Origin of the sequence: Micromonospora sp. NPDC049102 (genome assembly GCF_043197485.1) — a bacterium.
GTDB lineage: Bacteria > Actinomycetota > Actinomycetes > Mycobacteriales > Micromonosporaceae > Micromonospora.
This window is the reverse complement of sequence record NZ_JBICTE010000002.1, coordinates 88,412-103,227: the sequence shown is the minus strand read 5'-3', so window position 1 is coordinate 103,227 and position 14,816 is coordinate 88,412. Positions and strand designations below refer to the sequence as shown.

Here is a 14,816-nt window from a genome sequence, read left to right as displayed (position 1 = left end):
CTGCGCGGATGCTGCTACGCATGTCGACCCTGTTGCTGCGGACCCTGCGCGAGGATCCGGCCGACGCGGAGGTGCCGAGCCATCGGCTGCTGCTGCGTGCCGGTTACATCCGTCGCGCCGCGCCGGGCGGCTACACGTGGCTGCCGCTGGGCAAGCTGGTGCTGGACCGGATCACCGAGGTGGTGCGCGCCGAACTGAACGCGATCGGCGACCAGGAGGTGCACTTCCCGGCGCTGCTGCCCGCCGAGCCTTACCGCACCAGCGGCCGGTGGACGGAGTACGGCGACCTTCTCTTCACCCTCGCCGACCGGCGCGGCGCCGAGCACCTGTTGGCGCCCACCCACGAGGAGATGGCGGCGCTGCTGGTCAAGGACGTGTTCACCTCGTACCGGGATTTCCCGGTGACGCTCTACCAGGTGCAGACGAAGTTCCGCGACGAGGCGCGGCCCCGGGCCGGTGTGCTGCGGGGCCGGGAGTTTCTGATGAAGGACGCGTACTCCTTCGACCTGGACGAGGCGGGCCTGCGGGACGCGTACGCCCGGCACCGGGCGGCGTACCAGCGGATCTTCGACCGGCTGGGCCTGGAGCACACGGTGGTACACGCGATGTCCGGCGCGATGGGCGGCTCGGCGTCGGAGGAGTTCCTGGCCACGACGCCGGTCGGCGAGGACACGTTCGTGGGCTGCACCGCCTGTGACTACGCGGCGAACACCGAGGCCGTCCTCACCCGGGCGCCCGCCGCAGACGACCCCGCCGCCCAGCCCGCGGCGCAGGTGCACGACACCCCCGAGACGCCGACGATCGCCAGCCTGGTCGAGCTGGCGAACAGCCGCCGACTCGGGAACCGCGACGACTGGACCGCCGCCGACACCCTGAAGAACGTCGTCCTGACCGTCCGTCAGCCCGGGGCGGACCGCGCCGAACCTCTGGTGGTCGGGCTGCCCGGCGACCGGGAGGTCGACCTGAAGCGGCTCGCGGCCGCGCTGGAGCCCGCCCAGGTGGCGGTCTTCGACGAGTGGGCCGAGCATCCGGAGCTGGTACGCGGCTACATCGGCCCGCAGGTACTCGCCAAGCTGGGCATCCGCTACCTGGTCGATCCCCGGGTGGTGACCGGCTCCGCATGGCTGACCGGGGCGAACGAGCCGGGACGGCACGCCACCGACGTGGTCTGCGGGCGGGACTTCACGCCCGACGGCACGATCGAGGCCGCCGAGGTGCGCGCCGGTGATCCCTGCCCCGACTGCGGCGACGGCGAGCTGACCATCCGGCGGGGCATCGAGATCGGGCACATCTTCCAGCTCGGCCGCCGGTACACCGACGCGTTCGCCGTTGACGTGCTCGGGCCGGCCGGCAAGCCCGTCCGACCCACCATGGGTTGCTACGGCATCGGGATCTCCCGGGCCGTCGCGGCCATCGCCGAACAGCACCACGACGAACGGGGACTCCGCTGGCCGGCGGCGGTCGCGCCGTGTGACGTACACCTGGTGGTGGCGGGCAAGGGCCCGCAGCTCGACGCGGCGCTGGACCTCGGCGGGCGGCTGGCCGCCGCCGGCCTGCGCGTGCTGGTTGACGACCGGACGCACGTCTCGGCCGGTGTGAAGTTCACCGACGCCGAGCTGATCGGCATCCCGCGCGCCGTCGTGGTCGGCCGCCGACTTGCCGACGGGTACGTCGAGCTGCGTGAGCGGGCCGGCGACGGGCGGACGGAACTTCCGGTGGACGGTGTGGTGGAACTGATCGTCGACGAGGTCGGCCGAGAGCGTGCGAACCTGGTGTAGCCACCGCGTCACGGGGTAGTGCAGTCGGATCGGGTGATACGTCTTCGGAGGATCTCATGACCGGTTACCGGGTCAGCGACGTGATGACCAAGCAGGTCGTGTACCTGTCGGCGGAGACCACCCTGGACGAGGCGGCCAGGGTGATGAAGGAGGCGGACATCGGCGACGTGGTGGTCACCGATGGCGCCACCCTCGCCGGCATGCTCACCGACCGGGACATCGTGGTCCGGGCGGTCGCGGAGAACGCCTCACCGGCGGCCACCACCATCGGCTCGATCGTCACCCGCGAGGTGGTCATGATCGAGCAGCACTGCACGGCCGGCGAGGCCGCGGCGCTGATGCGGGATCGCGGCATCCGACGGGTGCTGGTCTGCGACACCGACCGCAAGCTGGTGGGGATCGTCTCCCTCGGTGACCTGGCCATGCAGCTCGACCCGACAAGCGCGTTGAGCGAGATCAGCGAACAGTCGCCGACCACGTGAGCCGTCGGCGCCGGCGGTAACCTCGAACCCATGGCTGACATGCCGGCCCGACTGGCCGAGATCGTCGACGAGTTCGCCGCCGCGCCGCGCGACCTGGTGCTGGAGATGCTGCTGGAGTACGCGGACGTGATCCCGCCGCTGCCGGCCGACGCCGCCGGGCACGAGGGCATGGAGCAGGTGCCCGAGTGCCAGACGGCGTTCTTCCTGCGCGCCACGGTGACGCCGGACGGGGTGGTCGAGACGCTCTTCGACTGCCCGCCGGAGGCACCCACCACCCGGGCGTTCGCCGGGATCCTCGCCGAGGGGCTGGCCGGCGCGAGCGCCGAGGAGGTGCTGGCCGTCCCGGACGATCTCTACCAGCGGATGGGCCTGGCGCAGGCGATCAGCCCGCTGCGGGTGCGGGGCGGCACCGCCATCCTGGGACGGCTCAAGCGGCAGGTCCGGGAACAACTCGACTGACCGGGCAGTTGCCACCGAGCATGGAGATCGACATCTACGCGGACGTCGTCTGCCCGTGGTGCTACCTGGGCAAGCGTCGCCTGGACGAGGCAATCGCCCGTTACGACGGCGAGGTGACCGTCCGCTACCGGCCGTTTCAGCTCGACCCGTCGCCGGTACCCGAGCCGCTTCCGGTCGTCGACGCGTTGGCCGACAAGTTCGGTGGTCCCGAGCGGGCGCGACAGATGGTCGCACGGGTGGTCCAGGTGGCGGCGGGTGACGGGCTCCGGCTGGACTACGACCACGCGGTGGCCGCGAACACCTTCGACGCGCACCGGCTGATCGCCTACGCCGCCGAGCGCGACCGGGCGGCCGAGATGGTGGAGGCCCTGTACCAGGCGCACTTCACGAAGGGCCTCGACGTCGGCTCCCGAGAGGCGCTGGCCACGATCGCCGGCTCGATCGACCTGGACGCCGCCGACGCCCGCCGGTTCCTCGACTCCGACGAGCGGACCGCCGAACTCGCCGCCGAACTGGCCGCCGCCCACGACCTGGGCATCACGAGCGTGCCGATGTTCGTGCTGGCCGGCAAGTACGCGGTCAGTGGCGCCCAGGAGACGTCCACGCTCCTCGCCGCGCTGGCCGAGGTCGAGCAGCGGGAGGCCGCCGCCCGCTAGCGCCATCGACAGGCGTGATGTTTCACGTGCAACGGTATCGATGTCGGTGCCTGGTCAGGCCGGCCTGGCCAGGCCCTCCACGACCTGCGCGCCGGGCAGTGCGCCCAACGCCGGCCCCGGCAGGGCGATCTTGCTGTGCCGTACGCCGGACCCGATGATCACGTGCGGGGTGGCGATCACCCGGGAGTCCACCAGGATCGGCCACTGGGCCGGCAGTCCGATCGGGGTGATCCCGCCGTACTCCATGCCGGTCAACTCGACGGCGTCGGCCATCGGGGCGAAGCTCGCCTTGCGGACGTCCAGCGCCCTGCGGGCCACCCCGTTCACGTCGGCCCGGGTGGTCGCCAGCACGATGCAGGCGGCGTAACGGACCACACCGTCACGCTTGCCGGCCACCACGACGCAGTTGGCCGACACGTCCAGCCCCACCTCGTACGCCTCGCAGAAGGCGGCCGTGTCGGCGAGGTCGGCGTCGATCGGCGCGACCAGCACGTCGTCGACGTCCACCGGCGCGTCGGCCGGCCACTGGGCGATGGCCTCCGCCACCGGCGCGGCGAGCAGATCGAGGCGGGCACGGGCCGGTTCGGTCTTCAGCGTTCCTATCACGGGTGCGATCCTCGCATCCGTGCCGCCGGCCCGCCCGCCGACTCCCGTGGCGTCCCGCGACACCACCTCCGCGTCGCGGTTCAACTGCCCGCGAGGAACGCGTTGTCGTGCATGAACGAACGGTCGCGGGCGGCCGCCAGCTCCTCTTCGCGACGGGCCCGGGCTCGCTGAAGCTCCAGGTCCTCCAGCGCGTGCCGGACGCCCAGCCGGATCACGCCGTAGAGGAAGACGAAACCGAAGACGTAGAGGATCACCGTGGTGACGACAACGAACATGACGTCACCCTAAGACGAACGTGAACCGGCGTCCCTCTCATCTCCGCGCGGTTCCCCCGTACGTGTCCCGAAGGTGGTCTCCCCAGGTGCGAACGCCACGAGGCAGCGCCTCGGTGAGCAGTCCACCGGCGCGCAGTTCCCGGCCGAGCCGACCGGGAATCCGGATCGGCAGCAGTGGTCGACGCGACCCCCGCGCCTCTCGCCACGTGCGGACCGCCTCGTCGAACCGGAGCACCTGCGGCCCGCCGAACTCCTCGATGCCTCCGAGCGGACCGGCGGCCAGCCGCGCCGCGAGCCGGGCCGCCACCTCGTCCGGATCGACCGGTTGGGCGAGCACCGCGCGGTCACCGAGCACCGGGCCCAGCCGCGCGCTGGAAGCCAGCAGGTTGTCGAGGAACTCGGGGAACTGGGTGGCGCGAAGCACCGACCACGGCACCGGACCGGCGGCGACCACCTGCTCGGCGGCGAGCTTGTGCCGGTAGTACGCGAACGGTACCCGGTCCACCCCGACGATGGAGACGTAGACCAGGTGCCGCACACCTGCCGTGCCGGCGGCCACCACCAGCCGCCGTGTGCCCAGTACGTCCACCTGGTGCGTACGCCCCCGGGGCGAGGACGCCAGGTGCAGCACCGCGTCCACGCCGGTCACCGCCTCGACCAGCCCGTCCCCGGAGGCCAGGTCGACCACCACCCACTCGACGCCCGATCCGGTACGCGGCCGGCGACTCGTGGCCCGGACGGCCATCCCGTCGTCGCGCAGTCGCGACAGCACGGCGCTTCCCAGGTGACCACCCGCCCCGGTGACCAGAACCCTCATCGTCCCCTCCTCCTGCGCGGCCCGTCGTGCTGATGACGGCGTGCCGGCGGCACACGTGACGGCTGCGTCAACCCGAGCGGATCAGGTCCAGCACGGTCAGCAGAGCGAAGAACGCGATCACGATCTCGTTGACGACCCAGGCGTGCCCTTGGGCCCAATCCCGCATCCGGGCGAGCGCCCGCGCGGCCTTCTGCCCGAGCAGCACCAACGCCAGCAGTGGCACGGCGAGCAGGAGCACGGTGAGCAGCACGAACGGCACCAGGTGCCACCACGGAAGATCGTGTCGGGCCACGGTCGCGCCCACCGTCGCCATGGTGAGGTCGTCGGTGGGCGTCACCACGAAGAGCAGCGCGCCCGTCCGCGCCGCCCACCGCGGATTGGCGTGGCTGACACTGCCCAGCCAGCGCGGCGGCCCGGACCGGTCGCGGCGCAGCCAGATCACCACGGCCAGGACCACCAGCAGCGCGAGCACCACCAGGTCGATGGCCGGACCGCTGTCGACCTTCCGGGCGGCGGTGCTGGCATCAGTCGCCAGCCCACCAAGCACCCGGGTCAGCAGCCAGCTCGCCGTCACACCGGCGGCGACCACCAGCCCTGCGCCGGCGACGAAGCCCGACGACGCTGCCCGGGGCCGGTCGGACGAGGCGAGAAAGACCGCCACGACCAGTTGGGTCCCGGCGACCATCACCACGGCCAGCGGCAGGACGGTCAGGAAGCTCATCGCCTGCCAGCCTGACGCCTGACCGGAACCGATGCGCCGAATCGTCGGCCGATCACCCGCCCGGCCGGGCGCTCCGCGACACCACGACCCGGCCGGCCAGCAACGCGCCGAGCAGCGCCAGGCCGGCCGCCACCACCAGCGTCACCAGGTAACTCGACGGACCGGGCGCGCTCCCGGCGGCCAGTACGGCACCGGTGAGCGCCAGCACTGTCGCCGCGAAGAGAGAATCCCCCAGTTGCAACGACGAGCTGTTGCGGCCCTGCTCGCCGGGAGCCGACAGCTCCAGCGTGAGCACCGACAACGACGGGTAGAGCAGTCCCATGCCGAGCCCGGCGACCGCCCAGCCGAGCACGGCGACGGCAACCGGCACCTCGGGTCGGACGGCCAGCGCCACCGTCGCCGTACCGACGGTGATGGCGCACAGGCCGGCGCGCGGCAGGCTGGCCCGGGAGGCCGGCACCGGAATCCGGCCCTGTATCCAGGAGCCCACCGACCAGGCCAACGCACCCACCGTGAGGACCAGTCCGGCGGCGGTCGGTGACAGTCCCCGCTCCCGGGAGAGCATCAACGGGATGACCACCTCGGCACCGACGAACGCCGCCGACGCCAGACCCCGCAAGCCGACGACGGTGGGCAGCCCCCGGGCCGCCCGCAGGAACCCGGGCGGCAGCAGGCGCGGAGCGCAGATCACCAGACCGACCAGCGCGAGCGCGACCACCGCCAGGGCCGCCGCGCCGCGCTGCTGTCCCCCGATGTGCAGCAGCGCGGCGCTCGCGCCCGCCCCGCAGGCCCAACCGATGCGGGCGACCGCGCCGCCCGGCGGCCGGGTCGGCACGGTCGTGTCGAGCGACCGGAGCCCGGGTTGGATCAGCAACACCGCCGGGACGGCCACCGCCGGCACCACGAGGAAGACCCATCGCCAGCCCAGGTACTCGACGATCAGCCCGGCCAGGGCCGGCCCGACCAGCGACGGTACGACCCACGCCGCCGCGAACGCGGCGAAGATCCGCCGGTGCAGCTCCTCCGGGTACGCCTGTCCGACGATGACGTAGAGCGCCACCGAGAGCAGCCCGGAGCCGAACCCCTGCACCACCCGGCCGATCACCAACGTGGTCATCACCTGTGCCGTCCCGGCGATCAGCAGCCCGACCACGAACCAGGCGACGCCGTGCCACATCGGCCCCCGCGGTCCCCGCGCATCGCACCAGATGCCGGAGACGACCATGGCCAGCACACCGGCGGCGAACGCACCACCGAACGCGATGCCGTACAGCGCGAGGCCGTCGAGACTGCGCGCGACGGTCGGCATGGCCGTGCCCACCGCCAACGCCTCGAACGCGAGCAGCGACACCAGCGCGACACTGCCCACCGTCATCGCCCGGAGCCGAGGTGCGAACAGCCCGACGGGCGCTGGGGCGAGGGTGGTGGTTGGACTCGACATGCACCGAGCCTGCGACCTCAACCCGGATTCATGTCAACCAGGGGGTGATGCGGCTCTCGTCAGGTCTCCTGGAGCGCCTCTCCGACGCCGCGTACCAGTCCCGAGAAGTGCTGGTCCGCCAGGACATGCCCGGCGGTGATCACCAGGGCGAGCGGCCACTCGATCACCTGCAACGCGGCCAGGACCCCGAGCCCGGCGTAGTAGGCGACCTTGTCCGGCGGCGGTACGGCCACCTCGCCCAGCATCGGCAGCGCGACCCGCCGGCCGTACATCCGAACGTTCTCGCGTGAACCGTTCAGGTGTCGCGTCAGCGTGCTCATTCCGGCCTCCCCGTGTCCGGTGCTGGTCGTCGGATTCCACCGCGCACCCCGTCCATGCACCGTCGGCGGCGCAAAGTTCCGGCCATCCCAGGGGCATAACGGACGTCAGGTCGGGAAGCCAGGCCGCCGGACGCGAGGGCGGCGGGAGGACGAGATGACCGACGGCACAACACGCGGCAACAGGGAGTCGGGTCGGGTTCCGTCCGGCCGTACGCCTCGATGACGGCGGCGGGTCGCGCCGCCGGCCGCCTGCTGCCGTCCATCGGCGTGCCGCACCTGGTCGGTGAGGCGTCCCGGACCGTCGGGTCGGCCGCGACCCGGCTGGCCCGGACGGCCGGCCTGTCCCGACGCCGGGTGTGGTCGCGTCCCGGCCGCCACCACATCGAGGTGCACGGCGTCTGCCAGGACGGCGGCGACCGGTTGGCCCGGCAGGTGGAGGCCGCGCTCGAACGGCTGCCCGGCGTGGCCTGGGCCCGGGTGAACGCTCCGTCCGGCCGGGTCGTGGTGGCCGTGCAGGCTCCCGAGCCGAGGCTGCGGGACCTCGTCGCCGCGATCAGCCGGATCGAACGGACCTGTGACCACGAACCGGATCCGGAGATCCCGCCCCCGCACCCGCCGGAGGAGGGGCCGCGTACACCGCGCACCCTCGGCGCGCTCGCCTCGGACGCGCTGGGCCTGACCATCTCGGCGGCCACCCGCATCCTGCCGTTCGCACCGTTGCCCGGCGAGGTCGCCGGCCTGCTTGCCGCCGCGGACCTGCAACCGAAGCTGCACGCCTTCGTGGGCAGGAGGCTGCGCTCGGACCCCCGCGCCGATGTCATCTTCCCGCTGGCCGAGGCGGTCGTGCAGGGCCTGACCGGCAGGTGGACGGGGATAGTGCTCGACGGCGCCCAGCGGATGGTGCAGTGGGGTGAGGCGCGGGCCCAACTCGCCGCGTGGGAGAAGGCCGAGCCGCGGCTGACCGGCGATCCGGAACGCGCCACCGCGCGGTGGCCGGCGGTCGAACGCCCCTGCCCGAAGCCGGACGGCCCGGTCGAGCGCTACATCAACCGGATGCTGGCCGCCGGTGCGGCGGCGGCAGCGGCGGCGACGCCGTTCGCCGGGCCGAAGCGGGCCGCCGCGCTGGGCCTGTCCGCGCTTCCGAAGGCCCCGGGCAGCGGACGGGAGGGGTACGCGGCACAGCTCGGTCGGGTCCTCGCCCGGCGCGGTGTGATCGCGATGGACCGCAGCGTGCTGCGGGACCTGGATCGGATCGACACGCTGGTGCTGGACGCCGCGGTGCTCGGATCGGAGCGGGGCGTACTCGCCGATCTGGCTCCGGCGGCCGGGGTGGACGTCGACGAGGTGGCGGAGCGGGCGTTCACGCTCTTCGACCCGGCCGACCCGACCGGTTCGCGGGAGTCCGACGGCTGGCGGCTCGCACCTCTGGACCGGCTGCCCGGCGGCGACCACGGCGACGTGCCCGACGGCGAGCGGCTGCGTACGGCCGGTGGACAGATGCTGGGGCTGACGAACGAGGGACGGCTGGCGGCGCTGCTGCGGGTCGAACCGGAACCCGCGCCCGGGGTCGACGGTCTACCCGCCGTCGCGCGGCAGGCCGGACTGAGACTGGTCGTGGCCGCTGGCGACGAGCAACGGTACGACTTCGCCGACGCCCTGCTGCCGGGCGGCGACCGGCTGTCCGACTCCGTACGCGCGCTCCAGCGCGACGGCGCGGTGGTCATGCTGGTCTCCGGTGACCGGGCGGCGCTCGGCGCGTCCGACTGCGGTCTGGGGATGTCCGCTCCCGAGGAACTGCCCCCGTGGGGAGCGCACCTGCTCGTCGGCACCGACCTGCGGGTGGTGGCGCTGGTGATCGAGGCCACCGGGGCGGCCCGGCGGATGACCCAGCAGAACATCCGGCTCGCCATGGCGGGCACCGGGCTGGGGGCGCTCGGCGCGTTCACCGCCCCGCCGACCCAACTGCCACACCGGTCGCTCGTGGCGGTCAACGGCGCGGCGGGACTGGCGTTCGCCAACGGAGTCTGGCGGGCCAGCCGGCTACCCGACCGGTCGGACACGCCGGCACCGGTGGCGACGGCGTGGCACCTGATGCCGGTCCGGACGGTGCTCGACCGCCTGGACACCACGCCGGACGGGTTGACCAACGCGGAAGCGCAGCGCCGACACGACGGTCACGACACCGGCGGTGGCGGCCACCCCGCCGGCGGTGGCCTGCTGCGGGCGTTCCTGGACGAGCTGTCGAACCCGCTCACTCCCGTCCTGGCGGCCGGGGCGGTGCTGTCCGCGTCGTTCGGCTCGCTCGTCGACGCGGCGCTGGTCGGCAGCGTCGTCGGCGGGTCGGCCCTGATCGGGGCGGTGCACGAGCGCAACACCGAACGTTCGCTGGCGGAGCTGCTGTCGCGTTCGGCGGTCACCGCCCGGGTACGCCGGGACGGAGTCGAGCAGGTCGTCGCGGCCGAGGACCTCGTCCTCGGTGACGTCATCGCCCTCGAACCGGGCGACTCGGTGCCGGCCGACTGCCGGGTGCTCGAATCGGTGGGATTGGAGGCGGACGAGTCGTCGCTGACCGGCGAGTCGCTGCCGGTCGCCAAGAGCAGTCAGGCGGTCGTCGCCGCGGCAATCGCCGACCGGCACTCGATGCTCTACGAGGGCACCACCGTCGCCGCCGGCCACGGCACCGCCGTGGTGGTGGCGACCGGCGCCGACACCGAGTCCGGCCGCAGCCTGGCACTGGTCCGTCAGGCACCCCCGACAAGTGGGGTGGAGGCGCGACTCGGCTCGTTGACCAGCGCCGCCATCCCGTTGGCCGCCGGTTCGGCGATCGCCGTGGCCGGGGCGGGCCTGCTGCGGGGCGTACCCCTGGCCGAAACGGCGGCGACCGCCGCGAACCTGGCCGTCGCGTCGGTGCCGGAGGGGCTGCCGTTCCTGGTCAGCGCGGCGCAGCTGGCCGCCGCCCGGCGCCTCGCCGAGCACGGTGCTCTGGTCCGGAACCCGCGCACGATCGAGGCGTTGGGTCGGGTGGACGTGCTCTGCTTCGACAAGACCGGCACCCTCACCGAGGGCAAGCTGTTGCTCGCCGGGGTCGGCGACGGTGTCGGTGACCGGTACGCGCCGGTGGACCGGCTCGACGACCGGCTCCGACTCACTCTCGCCACGGCGCTGCGGGCCACCCCGGCGGCGGACGATCCGGAGGAGTTGGCGTTGCAGACCGACCGGGCGGTCCGGCGGGGCGCCGCCACGGCCCAGGTGGTGGAGCAGACCGGCGCGGCGGGCTGGCGTGCGGCCGGCGGACTGCCCTTCGAGCCGTCCCGCGGCTACCACGCCAGCATCGGCGAGACGGACGGCCACCTGCTGTTGAGCGTCAAGGGCGCCCCGGAGACGGTGCTGCCGCGGTGCGCGAACCGGCGTACCGACGGCCGGCAGGAGCCGCTGGACGATGCCGGCCGCGCGGAGCTGCACCGCCTGCTGGCCGATCGGGCGGGAGCGGGGCACCGCATCCTCGCCGTCGCCGAGTGCCACGTGGACACCGCGCAGATCACCGACTCCGACGTCCGGGGGCTGACCTTCGTGGGGTTCCTGGCACTGGCCGACGGGGTCCGGGAGAGCGCCGCACCGGCGGTCCGGCGCATCCGGCAGGCGGGCGTGCACACCATCATGATCACTGGTGACCATCCGGCCACCGCCGAGGCGATCGCGGCCACCATCAGCGAACACGACGAGCAGCGGGTGGTCACCGCCAGCGAACTCGACCAACTGGACGACGAGGCGCTCGCCGAGCGACTGTCCACCACCGACGTCGTGGCCCGCTGCACCCCGACACACAAGGTGCGGATCATCCAGGCGTTGCAGAAGTGCGGGCGGACCGTGGCGATGACCGGCGACGGTGCCAACGACGCCCCGGCGATCCGGCTGGCCGACGTCGGCATCGCCCTCGGCCAACGGGGCACACCGGCCGCCCGGGCAGCCGCCGACCTGGTCGTCACCGACGACCGGTTGGAGACCATCATCGCCACCCTCGTCGAGGGCCGCGCCATGTGGTCCTCGGTGCGGCACGCGCTGAGCATCCTCGTCGGCGGCAACCTGGGCGAGATCGCGTTCAGCGTGCTCAGCGCGGCGGCCACCGGCCGCTCCGCCCTCACCGGCCGGCAACTACTGCTGGTCAACCTGCTCACCGACCTGGCACCGGCGCTCGCCATCGCGGTCCGGCCACCCGCGTCGGACCGTACCGACGGCCTGCTCCGGGAGGGGCCCGACGCATCGCTCGGCGAGACCCTCAGCAGGGAGATCGCGCTGCGCGCGGCGTCCACAACGCTGGGCGCGACCGTCGGCTGGACGTTGGCCCGGTACACCGGCCGGCAGCGGCGGGCCGGGACCGTCGCCCTCGTCTCGCTGGTCGGCACCCAGCTCGGGCAGACCATCCTGGCCGGAGGCACCAGCCCGGCGGTGCTGGCGTCCACGGCGGCATCGCTCGGAGTGCTTGTCGTGGTGGTGCAGACCCCGGGGGTGAGCCAGTTCTTCGGCTGCACACCGCTCGGCCCGGTCGGCTGGACCATCGGCGCCGGATCGGCGCTCGGTGCCACCGTCGCCAACGGCGCGCTCACCAGGCTCGTCGCGCATTTCCCCTCGGCCCGACCCGACCTCGCCCAGCCCGTCGACGGCGACTGACCACCGTCTCGCCCGCTTGGACACCACCGGCCGGGGTACCGGAGTTCGAGGAGGTGGGCATGATGACCGGAGCAGGTACGCACGCACCATCGAGCGCGGCGAGACGCACCGCTCACGATTGATCGTGCTGGCTAACCTGACGCCATGCCGTCGTTCTTGGCCAATGGAACTCGTCCGAAAGCCTGGCCAAGTCTTCCGCTGGCGCTGCTGCTGCCGTGCGGCCTGCTGATACTGCTGGGCATCACCGACGACCGCGAACCGCCACCGCCGGTCGGCGTGCTGCTGCCGGCGACGGTGATCGCGGTCGAACCCGCCCAGACCGCACACGATCCCTACGTGCTGGTACGCGTCGACACCGTCGACGGGCCGACCAGCTGCGGCATCTACGACAAGTCGTTCCCCGATCGGCGGCTGCCGGCGCTGCACCAGCGACTGACCGTCGACTACACACCGGCGAGGTGCATGCCGAAGCCGGTCAACACCGAGCTGCCCCGAGGTGTGATCGTCGCCATGGGGGCCATCGGGTTGGCAGTGTCACTCCTGTGGCTCTGGGCGGGTCCGCGCTTCCAGCGGCTCACCCGTCGACGGCACTCCCGCTCCTGACGCCGTCCGTCACCGTTCTTCGGCGGGGAAGGGGTCCGCTGCTCAGCCGACACATCACCGGAGTGGCCCGGGGAGGGGCAGCTCCCCTCGTACCGTCTTCTCGGCCAACTCGACGCGCTCCGGATGCAGCCGGTCGTCGCATCTGGTTCGTTCACGTCGATACGCACGATCGCGGTTCCCCGCCTCCGATCGCGGTAAACGCGGGGCATTGCGACACGCCGGTCTTCGATAACATGCCCAAGCTTTGATCTACAACGGGGAGGTACATCTACATGCAGTGGAAGATTCCGGCCGGCATCGCGATAGCGCTGGCCTTCATGGTTCCGGCGGCACCGGCGATGGCACAGACCGCGGCGGCGCCCGGGCTGGACCAGAACTGCCAGACGGTCGAGCGCAAGACGTTCAAGGACATCCGCGAGCTGTTCACCTTCGACCTGGACACCGCCAGTGTCAGCCAGCTACGGCTGCTGACCAACCGGATCCTGTCTGCCGCAGACAAGGAAGCCCTGCCCACCCTGCCCGACGTCATCCAGGAGCGGCTGGGCGGCACCTCGGATGACCTGCGCGCCTGGCTCAAGAAGGACGCGCAGACCGTCTGGGCGATCGATCTGCGGATCAAGGTGGGGCAGACGATGACCGGCGCTGGCCCGAACGTGAAGGAGGCCGCACAGAAGACGCTCGACTCCGAAGGTGTCGAGCCTTACCTGGCCTACCTGAACGAGGGCCTGTACGACGCGCGGGCGCTGGACTGCAAGTCGCAGCCCACCCCGACGCCGACGTCGTCGCCGACGTCGCAGCCCACCCCGACGCCGAGCGCCACGTCGACCGTCGCGCCGACCGCGGCCACCTCCACGAGCCCGGTCGCCGCCGGCGGTGATGGCGGCGGACTGCCCGTGACCGGTACCGACACCGCGACCGTGGCAGGCATCGGCGGTGCGCTCCTGCTCGTCGGTGGCGCGAGCTTCGTGATCGCACGCCGTCGTCGCGCCCGCTTCGTGGCGTAACCCGAACTGACGCGCCCGGCTCGACATTCGTCGAGCCGGGCGCGTCGGCGTTCCACTGCCGGCCCACCGGGTCACCTGGCGCCGATTAGGCTTCTGCCGTGCCCCGCTTCGAACTGGTCACTGTGGTCTCCGCGAGCCCGGCCTCCGTGTTCGCGGCATGCCTCGACGTCGACGCGCACACCCTCTCCATGGGTGCCAGCGGCGAGCGGGCCGTTGCCGGAACCACCAACGGACGCCTCGGCCCCGGGCAGACGGTCACCTGGCAGGCGCGACACTTCGGCGTCCGGTGGCGGATGACCGTGCAGATCATCGAGTACGAGTCACCGCGCCGATTCGTCGACGAGCAAATCAGTGGACCGTTTCGTCGCTGGCGTCACGAACACGTCCTCACCTCTGATCCGGACGATCCGGCCACGACGGTGATGCGTGATGTCGTCGACTTCACTGCCCCTGCCGGCCCGGCCGGGTCCGTGATCGGGGTGGTGATCCTGCGTCCATACCTTCGGCGGCTGATCGGACGGAGGAACCGCTTCCTCGCCCACAGTCTCGCCGGCTGAGCGACGCGGCCAGCGCGAGGTCGAACCCCGGGAGGGTGGTGGTGGAGCCCAGGGGACTCGAACCCCTAACCCCTGCCTTGCAAAGGCAGTGCTCTGCCAGTTGAGCTAGGGCCCCGTGAAAGGCGACGGCGACCGACTCACCGCCGGCCAGACGTCAGCGCAGGTCGGGCGCGGTGGTCGCCTCGTGCCACAGGGCACGCTCGTCGTTGGCGGCCTTGACCTTGTTGAAGACGACGGCAGCCACGCCGACGACGCCGGCCAGGATCAGCAGCTTCTTGAACATGGGGCAACCCCTTGCGCTCGACTACCGTCGGACGATGTGCGGTGGGGCTAGATGGAATCGAACCATCGACCTCAGAGTTATCAGCTCTGCGCTCTAACCGACTGAGCTATAGCCCCGCGTAGCGACGAGCAAGATTAACCCATCCG

Annotated in this window: 15 protein-coding genes and 2 tRNA genes; 8 read left to right on the top strand and 9 right to left on the bottom strand. The window is 72.3% G+C overall.

Features of this window, described 5'->3' with window-relative positions; translation table 11 throughout:
* Positions 1-8 precede the first annotated feature (8 nt).
* Genes ACGFH9_RS03080 through ACGFH9_RS03065 form a run of 4 tightly spaced genes read left to right on the top strand, consistent with a single transcriptional unit; the run spans position 9 to position 3,375 of the window.
* Positions 9-1,778 carry a proline--tRNA ligase gene (locus ACGFH9_RS03080; RefSeq protein ID WP_393214461.1) on the top strand — a complete coding sequence of 590 codons (1,770 nt, stop codon included), beginning with the start codon at positions 9-11 and terminating at the stop codon, positions 1,776-1,778.
* Positions 1,779-1,834: 56 nt separating this feature from the next.
* A complete protein-coding gene (locus tag ACGFH9_RS03075) occupies positions 1,835-2,260 on the top strand; it encodes a CBS domain-containing protein (protein ID WP_393214458.1) in 426 nt (141 codons plus the stop codon).
* Between the two features lie 30 nt (positions 2,261-2,290).
* Positions 2,291-2,719 carry a SufE family protein gene (locus ACGFH9_RS03070; RefSeq protein WP_393214455.1) on the top strand — a complete coding sequence of 143 codons (429 nt, stop codon included), beginning with the start codon at positions 2,291-2,293 and terminating at the stop codon, positions 2,717-2,719.
* Positions 2,720-2,739: 20 nt separating this feature from the next.
* Positions 2,740-3,375: a DsbA family oxidoreductase gene (locus ACGFH9_RS03065; protein ID WP_393214452.1), complete on the top strand. Its 636-nt coding sequence runs from the start codon at positions 2,740-2,742 to the stop codon at positions 3,373-3,375.
* 54 nt (positions 3,376-3,429) lie between these two features.
* Here the strand turns inward: ACGFH9_RS03065 and ACGFH9_RS03060 are convergent, their stop codons facing one another.
* The 6 genes from ACGFH9_RS03060 to ACGFH9_RS03035 all read right to left on the bottom strand — a co-directional run bounded on the left by ACGFH9_RS03060 (position 3,430) and on the right by ACGFH9_RS03035 (position 7,555).
* Positions 3,430-3,978 carry a YbaK/EbsC family protein gene (locus ACGFH9_RS03060; protein WP_355243023.1) on the bottom strand — a complete coding sequence of 183 codons (549 nt, stop codon included), beginning with the start codon at positions 3,976-3,978 and terminating at the stop codon, positions 3,430-3,432.
* 83 nt (positions 3,979-4,061) lie between these two features.
* On the bottom strand, positions 4,062-4,256 hold the full coding sequence (locus tag ACGFH9_RS03055) for a hypothetical protein (protein ID WP_355242886.1): 195 nt from the start codon (positions 4,254-4,256) through the stop codon (positions 4,062-4,064).
* Positions 4,257-4,293: 37 nt separating this feature from the next.
* Complete coding sequence (locus tag ACGFH9_RS03050; protein ID WP_393214448.1) at positions 4,294-5,073, bottom strand: SDR family oxidoreductase; 780 nt, start codon at positions 5,071-5,073, stop codon at positions 4,294-4,296.
* A gap of 67 nt (positions 5,074-5,140) precedes the next feature.
* Entirely contained in the window at positions 5,141-5,794 is a 654-nt protein-coding gene (locus tag ACGFH9_RS03045; RefSeq protein WP_393214445.1) for a GAP family protein, read from the bottom strand.
* Positions 5,795-5,846: 52 nt separating this feature from the next.
* Complete coding sequence (locus ACGFH9_RS03040) at positions 5,847-7,235, bottom strand: MFS transporter (protein WP_393214443.1); 1,389 nt, start codon at positions 7,233-7,235, stop codon at positions 5,847-5,849.
* 59 nt (positions 7,236-7,294) lie between these two features.
* The gene (locus ACGFH9_RS03035; RefSeq protein ID WP_393214440.1) at positions 7,295-7,555 is read right to left on the bottom strand and encodes a hypothetical protein; all 261 of its coding nucleotides are present in this window, start codon (positions 7,553-7,555) and stop codon (positions 7,295-7,297) included.
* 219 nt (positions 7,556-7,774) lie between these two features.
* Between ACGFH9_RS03035 and ACGFH9_RS03030 the strand changes: the two genes are divergently transcribed.
* The 4 genes from ACGFH9_RS03030 (at position 7,775) to ACGFH9_RS03015 (ending at position 14,387) form a co-directional block, all read left to right on the top strand.
* On the top strand, positions 7,775-12,223 hold the full coding sequence (locus ACGFH9_RS03030; RefSeq protein ID WP_393214437.1) for an HAD-IC family P-type ATPase: 4,449 nt from the start codon (positions 7,775-7,777) through the stop codon (positions 12,221-12,223).
* A gap of 144 nt (positions 12,224-12,367) precedes the next feature.
* Positions 12,368-12,826, top strand: a complete 459-nt coding sequence (locus ACGFH9_RS03025; protein ID WP_393214434.1) for a hypothetical protein — start codon at positions 12,368-12,370, stop codon at positions 12,824-12,826.
* A gap of 272 nt (positions 12,827-13,098) precedes the next feature.
* Positions 13,099-13,830 (top strand): LPXTG cell wall anchor domain-containing protein, encoded by a 732-nt coding sequence (locus ACGFH9_RS03020; protein ID WP_393214431.1) that lies wholly within the window; start codon positions 13,099-13,101, stop codon positions 13,828-13,830.
* A gap of 98 nt (positions 13,831-13,928) precedes the next feature.
* A complete protein-coding gene (locus ACGFH9_RS03015; protein ID WP_393214428.1) occupies positions 13,929-14,387 on the top strand; it encodes an SRPBCC family protein in 459 nt (152 codons plus the stop codon).
* A gap of 39 nt (positions 14,388-14,426) precedes the next feature.
* On the opposite strand, the gene ACGFH9_RS03010 is transcribed toward ACGFH9_RS03015, so the two are convergent.
* The 3 genes from ACGFH9_RS03010 to ACGFH9_RS03000 all read right to left on the bottom strand — a co-directional run bounded on the left by ACGFH9_RS03010 (position 14,427) and on the right by ACGFH9_RS03000 (position 14,786).
* Positions 14,427-14,502 (bottom strand) — tRNA-Ala (locus tag ACGFH9_RS03010).
* Positions 14,503-14,541: 39 nt separating this feature from the next.
* The gene (locus ACGFH9_RS03005) at positions 14,542-14,670 is read right to left on the bottom strand and encodes a DLW-39 family protein (protein WP_007453934.1); all 129 of its coding nucleotides are present in this window, start codon (positions 14,668-14,670) and stop codon (positions 14,542-14,544) included.
* 42 nt (positions 14,671-14,712) lie between these two features.
* Positions 14,713-14,786 (bottom strand) — tRNA-Ile (locus tag ACGFH9_RS03000).
* Positions 14,787-14,816 lie beyond the last annotated feature (30 nt).

Excerpts from the sequence above, each read along its gene's own strand:
- ACGFH9_RS03080 (WP_393214461.1), top strand. The coding sequence starts at position 9 with ATGCTGCTACGCATGTCGACCCTGTTGCTGCGGACCCTGCGCGAGGAT.
- ACGFH9_RS03075 (WP_393214458.1), top strand. The coding sequence starts at position 1,835 with ATGACCGGTTACCGGGTCAGCGACGTGATGACCAAGCAGGTCGTGTAC.
- ACGFH9_RS03070 (WP_393214455.1), top strand. The coding sequence starts at position 2,291 with ATGGCTGACATGCCGGCCCGACTGGCCGAGATCGTCGACGAGTTCGCC.
- ACGFH9_RS03065 (WP_393214452.1), top strand. The coding sequence starts at position 2,740 with ATGGAGATCGACATCTACGCGGACGTCGTCTGCCCGTGGTGCTACCTG.
- ACGFH9_RS03055 (WP_355242886.1), bottom strand. The coding sequence starts at position 4,256 with ATGTTCGTTGTCGTCACCACGGTGATCCTCTACGTCTTCGGTTTCGTC.
- ACGFH9_RS03050 (WP_393214448.1), bottom strand. The coding sequence starts at position 5,073 with ATGAGGGTTCTGGTCACCGGGGCGGGTGGTCACCTGGGAAGCGCCGTG.
- ACGFH9_RS03045 (WP_393214445.1), bottom strand. The coding sequence starts at position 5,794 with ATGAGCTTCCTGACCGTCCTGCCGCTGGCCGTGGTGATGGTCGCCGGG.
- ACGFH9_RS03040 (WP_393214443.1), bottom strand. The coding sequence starts at position 7,235 with ATGTCGAGTCCAACCACCACCCTCGCCCCAGCGCCCGTCGGGCTGTTC.
- ACGFH9_RS03035 (WP_393214440.1), bottom strand. The coding sequence starts at position 7,555 with ATGAGCACGCTGACGCGACACCTGAACGGTTCACGCGAGAACGTTCGG.
- ACGFH9_RS03030 (WP_393214437.1), top strand. The coding sequence starts at position 7,775 with ATGACGGCGGCGGGTCGCGCCGCCGGCCGCCTGCTGCCGTCCATCGGC.
- ACGFH9_RS03025 (WP_393214434.1), top strand. The coding sequence starts at position 12,368 with ATGCCGTCGTTCTTGGCCAATGGAACTCGTCCGAAAGCCTGGCCAAGT.
- ACGFH9_RS03020 (WP_393214431.1), top strand. The coding sequence starts at position 13,099 with ATGCAGTGGAAGATTCCGGCCGGCATCGCGATAGCGCTGGCCTTCATG.
- ACGFH9_RS03005 (WP_007453934.1), bottom strand. The coding sequence starts at position 14,670 with ATGTTCAAGAAGCTGCTGATCCTGGCCGGCGTCGTCGGCGTGGCTGCC.